An 8,186-nucleotide genomic window follows, 5' to 3' on the forward strand; every position below is an offset into this window, starting at 1 on the left:
TAGTCGATCACCGCGTCAGCCCCGAGCTGGCGCATGAAGTCGAGCTTGCTCGCGTTGTCCACGCCAGTCACGTGTGCTCCGGCGCGCTTGGCCAGCTGGATCGCGAATGCTCCCGACCCGCCGCCCGCGCCGTTGATCAGCAGTCGCGTGCCCGGGCCGGCGTCAGCCACTCCCTGCAGCGCAATGACTCCCGCCTGCGGGATGGTCGATGCCTCCGCGAACGACAGCGCCGAGGGCTTGAGTGCCAGCGCTGACTCGGGTGCGACCGCGTACTCCGCAAAGCCGCCCTTGAGCTGCAGGTTGTCGCCGTACACCTCGTCCCCGACGGCGAACCGGGTCACGCCTGGACCGATCGCCGTGACGCGACCGGCGATGTCGGAGCCGAGCACGTGCCGCCGTGGTCTGCGTATGCCACCGATGCGCGAGTACGCGGGCCAACCGCGCAACGTCTCCCAGTCCGAGAGGTTGAGTGACGTCGCCACGACCGCTATCTGGACCTGCCCTTTGACTGGCTTCGGGACTGGCACGTCCTTGAGGGACAGCACTTCGGGATCGCCGTAGCGCTCGTAGACGACTGCTCGCATGACCGCAGCCTGACGCCCCACAGCCATGGCCGCAACACCCACCCGCCCACGTATCCTTGGACGGTCATGACGAAGACGTATGAGGTGCGCACCTACGGGTGCCAGATGAATGTGCACGACAGCGAAAGGCTGTCGGGCCTGCTCGAGACCGCTGGCTACACCGCCGCGACCGACCAGACCCCCGATCTCGTCGTCTTCAACACCTGCGCCGTGCGTGAGAATGCCGACAACAAGCTCTACGGCAACCTCGGCCACATCGCGTCGGTCAAGGAGAAGAACCCCGGCATGCAGATCGCCGTCGGCGGCTGCCTGGCGCAGAAGGACCGCGACACAATCACCAAGAAGGCGCCGTACGTCGACGTTGTCTTCGGCACCCACAACATCGGCTCGCTGCCGGTGCTGCTCGAACGCGCCCGCATCGCCGAGGAGTCGCAGGTCGAGATCCTGGAGTCGCTGGAGGTGTTCCCGTCGACGCTGCCGACCAAGCGCGACTCGGTGTTCGCCGCCTGGGTCTCAATCAGCGTCGGCTGCAACAACACCTGCACGTTTTGCATCGTCCCGAGCCTGCGCGGCAAGGAGAAGGACCGCCGACCCGGCGAGATCCTCGCCGAGATCGAGGCACTCGTCGCCGACGGCGTCGTCGAGGTCACGCTGCTGGGCCAGAACGTGAACTCGTACGGAGTCGAATTCGGCGACAAGCTCGCATTCGGCAAGCTGCTCCGCGCCTGTGGCCAGATCGAAGGCCTCGAGCGCGTACGGTTCACCAGCCCGCACCCCAAGGACTTCACCGACGACGTCATCGCCGCGATGGCCGAGACACCGAACGTGATGCCTCAGCTGCACATGCCGTTGCAGTCGGGCTCCGATCGCGTGCTCAAGGCGATGCGCCGCTCGTACCGCCAGGAGAAGTACCTCGGGATCATCGACCGCGTACGCGAGGCGATGCCGCACGCAGCGATCACGACCGACATCATCGTCGGCTTCCCCGGCGAGACCGAAGAGGACTTCCTCGAGACGATCGACGTCGTACGCCGTGCGCGGTTCACCGGCGCCTACACCTTCCAGTACTCGCAGCGTCCAGGCACACCTGCCGCGGAGCTCCCTGATCAGCTGCCCAAGGCAGTCGTGCAGGAGCGGTACGAGCGCCTCGTCGAGGTCGTCAACGAGGTCGCGTGGGATGAGGCGAAGAAGCAGGAAGGCCAGGTCGTCGAGCTGCTCGTCGCCGACCACGAGGGCAAGAAGGATGACGCGATGCACCGCCTGTCGGGCCGCGCCCGCGACAACCGGTTGGTGCACTTCGCGCCCGGCGACCACCCCGTACGACCTGGCGACATGGTCGAAGTACGCATCACGTACGCCGCCCCGCACCACCTCGTCAGCGATGACGAGCCGATCAGCTACCGCCGTACGCCCGCTGGCGACGCCTGGGAGTCACGTCAGGGCAAGACGCAGGTGCTCAGCGTCGGACTCGGCATGCCGACCCTCGGCGCACCCGCCCCGCTGCCGCCAGCCACTGCCTGCGCGATCTAGTAGCCGCTGAACTCCATGTAGTAGTCAGAGTTGTCGGTGTCCATCGCGAAGACCACCGGAGGGACCTCGCAGTTCGCCTCGGTGCTGTAGGCCATGCGAACCATGATCGGCGCCTCTCCCAACTCGGTGTACGTGTTGAGGAACGCGTCGTTTCCGTACTTGTTCAAGTCGATCGCGAAGGTCTCGAGATTGTGGGCAAGCTTGTTCCAGTCGTCGCGCCACTGTTTGCTGTCTGAATCGGGATCGGCTCTGTCGATTGCGTCGGCGATTCCCTGTGCTTCCACCGCGAACGCCTTGATGCTGACCGCTGCCTTGGCGGGAGTGGTGAAGAGCTCGATCGCGTCCCCGGCCTCCATCATTCTGTTGCACGGCACCTCGACGGCATCGACAACCGACTTCTGGTCTACGTAGTAGACGTAGCCAGACTCGTAGTCGCCCTCGGCGTACTCGTCGAACTCGCCATCCACGATGGCGATGATCACTCCGAGTATGAAGAGGCCGACAAGCCCGAGCGCGAGCATGGATCCCGCACCTATTGAGAACCACGCGACCCGGCTGGGCGGGTTGGGCGTCGGCTGGCCGTAGTAGTACGGCGTCGGCTGCCCGTAGTACGCGGGCTGAGTTGGCGGAGTTGCTGGCTCCTGCGCAGGAGCGGCACCGTGCTCGGGTGCTGGCTGTCCCGCATACGGGTCCTGTGGTGTGGTCACCCGAAGAAGTGTGTCAGCCAATCGGACCGTGTCGGAGCCGAATGGCAGCATGGCTGGCATGGACCTCAAGGGCGTTCTGCATGACAAGCTCAAAACGAGCCGGGCCACCATGGTCGACAGGGTCGAAGGGCTGAGCGAGTACGACCGACGCCGCCCGATGACTCCGACCGGCACCAACCTGCTGGGGCTGATCAAGCACCTCACCGGCGTCGAGCATGTCTACTTCGGCGACTCGTTCGACCGGCCACCACCCGAGACGCTTCCGTGGAACGAGGACGGCACGGTCTGGGAGGGCGCCGACATGTGGGCCAAGGCCGACGAGTCGAGCGACTACATCCTCGGCCTCTACGAGCGGGCGTGCGCCCACAGTGACGCGACGATCGAGGCGCTCGACCTGGATACCCCGGGTCGAGTGCCGCACTGGCCATCTCCCGACACGACCTTGGGCTACCTGGTGGTTTGGGTTCTCGAGGACACCGCGCACCACGCGGGCCACGCCGACATCGTTCGCGAGCTGATCGACGGGCGCACTGGGTCCGACACCGCGACGAGCGACACCGACTGGTCGACGTACGTCGACCGCATCGAGGCAGCTGCCAACACGTTCCGCTAGCCCACGACCCAGTGGCAGGATGGACTCATGGCCATCAAGATCGCGCAGGAGCCTCACGCCGACGAGGTGCTCAACTCGAGCCCGTTCGCTCTGCTCGTCGGGATGATGCTGGACCAGCAATATCCGATGGAGCATGCGTTCCGCGGCCCCGCCAAGGTGCTGGATCGGTTCGGCAACTTCGACCCCGCCACGATCGCCGAAGCTGAGCCCGAAGGGTTTGCCGACCTCTGCGCCACACCGCCGGCGATCCACCGCTACGGACGCTCGATGGCCGGTCGCCTGCAGGAGCTGGCCCGCCACGTCGTTGACGAGTACGACGGTGACGCCTCACGCATCTGGACCGAACCGCGTACGGGCAAGGAGCTCTTCCAACGCGTACGTGCGCTTCCGGGTTTCGGCGAGCAGAAGGCCAAGATCTTCACGGCCCTGCTGGCCAAACAGCTCGACGTAAAGCCTCCCGGCTGGACGACGGTCGTCGGCGACTACGGCAAGAAGGGCTATCGCTCGGTCGCTGACGTCGTGGACGCCGAATCGCTGGCCAAGGTCCGCGCGTTCAAGCAGGTCGCCAAGAAGAAGGCCGCTGCGGCAGCTCAGACTGCCGACACGTCTGCCGGGTAGGGCTCGAGCAACTCTTCGGGCACTTGGCATACGGGTGCAGACAGCCATACGAGGTCCATGCGCTCGTAGATCCGATCGCCGTGCAAATCGCGCGGAATGCGGAAGTCGGTGTCATATCCGTCGCGTAGCTGCTCGGCGTAGGCCTCGCGTGCCGAGATCAGCGAGTCCCAGTCATCCAGCCACGTGATGGTCGGCGGATCGGCTTTGAGTACGTCGTCGTCGAGCTTGCGGATCTCGGTGAGCATGTTGGTGATCGCCTGGTTCTGATCGGTGACGATCTTGGCCTGCTCAGTCGCCGAGCCTTCGATGGGCATCGACTTCACGGTCTCGGTCATGATGTCGCACTCGCGATCGATCACCGACACGATGCGGTCGTCCTCGATGATGCCCGGGAAGTCCTTGCCCATGATCACGACACTGGCCACGATCAAGCCGGTCCCGACGATCGCGACCAGCGCGACGGCGAGGATCGGCGCCCAGCGCCAGTGGCGCGAGATCGGCGGCGGCGGGTAGTCCCACGCGTTGCGCGCCGGCGGGTACGGCGGCAGCTCGCGGTCCTGGTTCATCGGCTCATCGTGTCACGGGCGATAGCCTCACAACGTGATCGTTGCTGCCGCGGTGTGCCCACACCCGCCGATGCTGGTGCCCGAGGTCGCCTCGGGTGCCGCTGACGACCTGGCCGACCTGCGGCAAGCCTGCGACGACGCCGTCGACGCACTGCTCGCCAGCGAGCCGGAGCGTGTCGTGATCGTCGGGTCCGGCTCGCTCGACATGGACCGCGACGAGACCGCCGGAGGTACGTTCGCCGACTTCGGCGTCGACCTGCACGTCGGCGGCCACTCCACAGAGCTCCCGCTCAGCCTGACCGTCGGTGCATGGCTGCTCGCGCGTGCAGGGTGGGTCGGCCCTCGTACGTACTCGACCGGCAGGCCCGACATCGACGGTCGCGTCGCGCTCCTGGTGATGGCTGACGGAAGCGCCAAACGTACGACCGAGGCGCCGGGCTACTTCGACGAGCGCGCGATCGCATTCGACACGGCAATTGCGCAGGCGCTCGAAACCGGCGATGCCGGAGCCCTCGCGGCGATCGATCAAGATCTCGCGGTCGAGCTCTGGGTCGCTGGAGCGCGGCCGCTCGCGACACTGGGGGAGATGACAAAGGACGCCACGATCACCGCACAGATGCGGGCGAACGTGGCGCCCTTGGGTGTTGGCTACTGGGTAGCCAACTGGAGCGTCAGCTAAGCCGTCGGCTTGTCGCCTTCGGCGAGGTCGTCGACAGCGTCCTTGGCCTTGTCGGCTGCGCTGTCGATCTGACCGTCGTACTTGCCGCCGGTCGCCTTGTCAGCGAGGTCAGCAGCCTTGTCGATGCCCTTGTCGATGTTGTCGTTCTGTGAGGCAGCGAGGTCAGCGGCCTTGTCCTTCAGGCCGGCGCTCTGCTTCTTGAACTTGTCGAGAAAACCCATGATTACGTCCCCTGAGAATTGGTGTGGGCGGTGGCCCCGTGTGTCTTGCCACGGTACTGCGAGACTTGAAACATGGCACCTGTCGACCGCATCGTGGGAGTGGTCGGACCGACCGCGTCCGGCAAGTCACGCTTGGCGGTCGATCTGGCTCAACGCCTCGGCCAATCTGAGATCGTCAACGTCGACTCGATGCAGCTCTATCGCGGTATGGACATCGGCACGGCCAAGCCAACGATCGAGGAGCGGAGCATCGTCCCGCACCACCTGTTTGATGTGCTCGACGTGACTGACATCGCTACCGTCGCCGAGTTCCAGGCGATGGCACGCAGCACGATTGCCGAGTGCCACCACAGGGGAGCGACCCCGATCCTGGTCGGCGGATCGGCGCTGTACGTACGTGCCGTGTTCGACCACCTCGACTTCCCGGGCACCGACGAGGATGTCCGGGAACGGTGGACGGCTGAGCTTGAGGCGCGAGGTTCGGAGGCCCTTCACGCCGAACTCGCTCGACGGGACCCCGAGGCGGCCGCGATCATCCTGCCCACCAACGGGCGTCGCATCGTCCGGGCCCTCGAAGTCATCGAGCTCACCGGCGAACCTTTCGCTGCGACGATGCCGCCGTTCGAGTCGGTGTACGAGAACGTCACCTTGATCGGGCTCGACGTGCCCCGCGATGTGCTCGACGTACGCCTGGCCGATCGTGTCGATGCGATGTGGGCTGACGGCTTCGTCGACGAGGTACGTGCGCTGCGCGAGGTTGGCCTCGAGGACGGGTTCACGGCCAGTCGTGCTCTCGGCTACCAGCAGATCCTTGCGTTCCTGCGCGGCGAGATGACCGAGGACGAAGCGCGCGAGGCAACGGTCACCGGCACCCGCAAGTTCGCTCGTCGCCAGGACCGCGACTTCCGCAAGGACCCCCGCATCCACTGGCTGCAACACGTCGCCACCGACCTCCTGGACCAAGCAATCGCTGCCGTTGGTCGCCCGAGTCTCTGACCGCACGAGGTTTCGATACGTCGGCCGCGGGCGGCCTCCTACTCAACCAGCGAGAAATCGGTGGTTGAGTAGCCCGAGGAACGAGGGCGTATCGAAACCTCGTTAGCCGAGAGGCTCGCGCAACCCACGTAGACTGGGGGAATGAACTTTCCATGGTTGAAGGGGCACGGGACGGAGAACGACTTCGTGCTGCTTCCTGACCATGACGGCACGATCCACGGCGAGCTGGACGGTGCCTTCGTGGCAGCCCTCTGTCACCGTCGTCGCGGCATCGGCGCCGACGGTGTGATGCGCGTTGTCCGCACGCAAGCGATCGGTGAGCAGTCAGCCGGCGAGTGGTTCATGGACTACAAGAACGCCGACGGCTCAGTGAGCGAGATGTGCGGCAACGGAATTCGCGTGTTCGCCCTGCACCTCGTACAAGAAGGACTCGCCGATTCGTCGCAGCCGTTCGTCATCGGCACCCGTGACGGCGACAAGACCATCACGTTCGACCGTGATCAGATCTCGGTCGACATGGGCAGGCCCGAGATCCGCGGCGTCTCCAAGGTGACAGCCGACGGCCGTACATGGGAGGCACAGGACGTACGCACCGGCAACCCGCACGCCGTCGCGTTCGTCGAGCGGCTCACCGACGCAGGGTCGCTGCTGGTCGAGCCCGACTACGACAAGGCGACCTACCCCGAAGGCGTCAACATCGAGTTCGTCGTACGCGAGGGTGCCCAGCACGTCGCGATGCGCGTGCACGAGCGTGGCTCCGGCGAGACGCGCTCGTGTGGCACCGGTGCCTGCGCTGTCGCTGCGGCAGCAGCGCACGCCGACGATGCGGCACGCCCCGTCACCTATCGCGTCGATGTCCCCGGTGGCACGGTCCACGTGACGTGGACCGACGACGACCACCTCATCCTGACTGGCCCTGCCGAGATCGTCGCCCGTGGCACGATGCAGTTCAAAGACGTGGAATGGATCGCATGACCGAGCAAGTAGGCAATACGGAAGGACTCGAGCTCGAAGAACGCAATTCACTCCGCCGCATCGATGGGTTGCGTACCGAGCTCGAGGACATCACCGAGGTCGAATACCGCAAGCTTCGTCTGGAGCGGGTCGTCCTCGTCGGCGTATGGACCGAGGGCACGGCCCTCGACGCCGAGAACTCGCTCGCCGAGCTCAAGCTGCTCGCCGAGACCGCCGGATCCGAGGTGCTTGACGCGCTGATCCAGCGACGCCAGAAGCCCGATCCGGCGACCTACATCGGCACCGGCAAGGTCGAGGAGCTCCGCGCTGCCGTCGAGTCAACCGGCGCGGACACCGTGATCTGCGATGGAGCCCTCGCACCGAGCCAGCTCCGCAACCTGGAGGACCGGGTCAAGGTCAAGGTCGTCGACCGTACGGCGCTGATCCTCGACATCTTCGCCCAGCACGCCAAGTCCAAAGAGGGCAAGGCGCAGGTCGAGCTGGCCCAGCTTCAGTACCAGACTCAGCGACTCCGCGGTTGGGGTGGTGAGCTGTCGCGCCAGGCCGGTGGTCAGGCCGCTGGCGGTGAGGGCATCGGTGGTCGTGGACCCGGTGAGACCAAGCTCGAGACCGATCGTCGTCGCATCCAGATGAAGATGACGAAGCTGCGCCGTGAGCTCAAGGAGCTCGGCGTCGCCCGCGAGACCAAGAAGGCCAA

Annotated in this window: 11 protein-coding genes; 7 read left to right on the forward strand and 4 right to left on the reverse strand. The window is 65.6% G+C overall.

Translation table 11 applies throughout. The annotated features are described in order from the left end of the window. Nucleotides 1–584: NADP-dependent oxidoreductase (locus V6M39_RS15750; RefSeq protein WP_332644764.1), on the reverse strand; the 584-nt coding region annotated here is incomplete at its 3' end. A gap of 66 nt (nucleotides 585–650) precedes the next feature. On the opposite strand from V6M39_RS15750, the gene miaB reads away from it, so the two are divergent. Then, nucleotides 651–2,114: a tRNA (N6-isopentenyl adenosine(37)-C2)-methylthiotransferase MiaB gene (gene miaB / locus V6M39_RS15755; protein ID WP_332644765.1), complete on the forward strand. Its 1,464-nt coding sequence runs from the start codon at nucleotides 651–653 to the stop codon at nucleotides 2,112–2,114. Here the strand turns inward: miaB and V6M39_RS15760 are convergent. Further along, nucleotides 2,111–2,821 (reverse strand): hypothetical protein, encoded by a 711-nt coding sequence (locus tag V6M39_RS15760; protein WP_332644766.1) that lies wholly within the window; start codon nucleotides 2,819–2,821, stop codon nucleotides 2,111–2,113. The genes miaB and V6M39_RS15760 overlap by 4 nt on opposite strands. A gap of 49 nt (nucleotides 2,822–2,870) precedes the next feature. Between V6M39_RS15760 and V6M39_RS15765 the strand changes: the two genes are divergently transcribed. After that, a complete protein-coding gene (locus V6M39_RS15765) occupies nucleotides 2,871–3,434 on the forward strand; it encodes a DinB family protein (protein ID WP_332644767.1) in 564 nt (187 codons plus the stop codon). Nucleotides 3,435–3,461: 27 nt separating this feature from the next. Next, nucleotides 3,462–4,052: an HhH-GPD-type base excision DNA repair protein gene (locus V6M39_RS15770; protein ID WP_332644768.1), complete on the forward strand. Its 591-nt coding sequence runs from the start codon at nucleotides 3,462–3,464 to the stop codon at nucleotides 4,050–4,052. On the opposite strand, the gene V6M39_RS15775 is transcribed toward V6M39_RS15770, so the two are convergent. After that, a complete protein-coding gene (locus V6M39_RS15775) occupies nucleotides 4,025–4,618 on the reverse strand; it encodes a hypothetical protein (protein ID WP_332644769.1) in 594 nt (197 codons plus the stop codon). The two genes, V6M39_RS15770 and V6M39_RS15775, sit on opposite strands and share 28 nt — an antisense overlap. Nucleotides 4,619–4,652: 34 nt before the next feature. On the opposite strand from V6M39_RS15775, the gene V6M39_RS15780 reads away from it, so the two are divergent. Then, nucleotides 4,653–5,297 (forward strand): hypothetical protein, encoded by a 645-nt coding sequence (locus V6M39_RS15780; protein ID WP_332644770.1) that lies wholly within the window; start codon nucleotides 4,653–4,655, stop codon nucleotides 5,295–5,297. On the opposite strand, the gene V6M39_RS15785 is transcribed toward V6M39_RS15780, so the two are convergent. Beyond that, nucleotides 5,294–5,518 (reverse strand): antitoxin, encoded by a 225-nt coding sequence (locus V6M39_RS15785; RefSeq protein WP_332644771.1) that lies wholly within the window; start codon nucleotides 5,516–5,518, stop codon nucleotides 5,294–5,296. The two genes, V6M39_RS15780 and V6M39_RS15785, sit on opposite strands and share 4 nt — an antisense overlap. 72 nt (nucleotides 5,519–5,590) lie before the next feature. On the opposite strand from V6M39_RS15785, the gene miaA reads away from it, so the two are divergent. The 3 genes from miaA to V6M39_RS15800 all read left to right on the forward strand — a co-directional run. Next, nucleotides 5,591–6,514, forward strand: coding sequence for a tRNA (adenosine(37)-N6)-dimethylallyltransferase MiaA (gene miaA / locus V6M39_RS15790; RefSeq protein ID WP_332644772.1), 924 nt, complete (start codon nucleotides 5,591–5,593; stop codon nucleotides 6,512–6,514). Between the two features lie 141 nt (nucleotides 6,515–6,655). Next, nucleotides 6,656–7,489 carry a diaminopimelate epimerase gene (gene dapF / locus V6M39_RS15795; RefSeq protein ID WP_332644773.1) on the forward strand — a complete coding sequence of 278 codons (834 nt, stop codon included), beginning with the start codon at nucleotides 6,656–6,658 and terminating at the stop codon, nucleotides 7,487–7,489. Further along, nucleotides 7,486–8,186, forward strand: a 701-nt coding sequence (locus tag V6M39_RS15800; protein ID WP_442880821.1) for an HflX GTPase family protein, incomplete at its 3' end; no start/stop codon positions are given. The genes dapF and V6M39_RS15800, both read left to right, overlap by 4 nt.

The organism is Aeromicrobium sp., from assembly GCF_036675695.1.
Lineage (GTDB): Bacteria > Actinomycetota > Actinomycetes > Propionibacteriales > Nocardioidaceae > Aeromicrobium.

Excerpts from the sequence above, each read along its gene's own strand:
- V6M39_RS15775 (WP_332644769.1), bottom strand. The coding sequence starts at position 4,618 with ATGAACCAGGACCGCGAGCTGCCGCCGTACCCGCCGGCGCGCAACGCG.
- V6M39_RS15765 (WP_332644767.1), top strand. The coding sequence starts at position 2,871 with ATGGCTGGCATGGACCTCAAGGGCGTTCTGCATGACAAGCTCAAAACG.
- miaA (WP_332644772.1), top strand. The coding sequence starts at position 5,591 with ATGGCACCTGTCGACCGCATCGTGGGAGTGGTCGGACCGACCGCGTCC.
- V6M39_RS15785 (WP_332644771.1), bottom strand. The coding sequence starts at position 5,518 with ATGGGTTTTCTCGACAAGTTCAAGAAGCAGAGCGCCGGCCTGAAGGAC.
- V6M39_RS15770 (WP_332644768.1), top strand. The coding sequence starts at position 3,462 with ATGGCCATCAAGATCGCGCAGGAGCCTCACGCCGACGAGGTGCTCAAC.
- dapF (WP_332644773.1), top strand. The coding sequence starts at position 6,656 with ATGAACTTTCCATGGTTGAAGGGGCACGGGACGGAGAACGACTTCGTG.
- miaB (WP_332644765.1), top strand. The coding sequence starts at position 651 with ATGACGAAGACGTATGAGGTGCGCACCTACGGGTGCCAGATGAATGTG.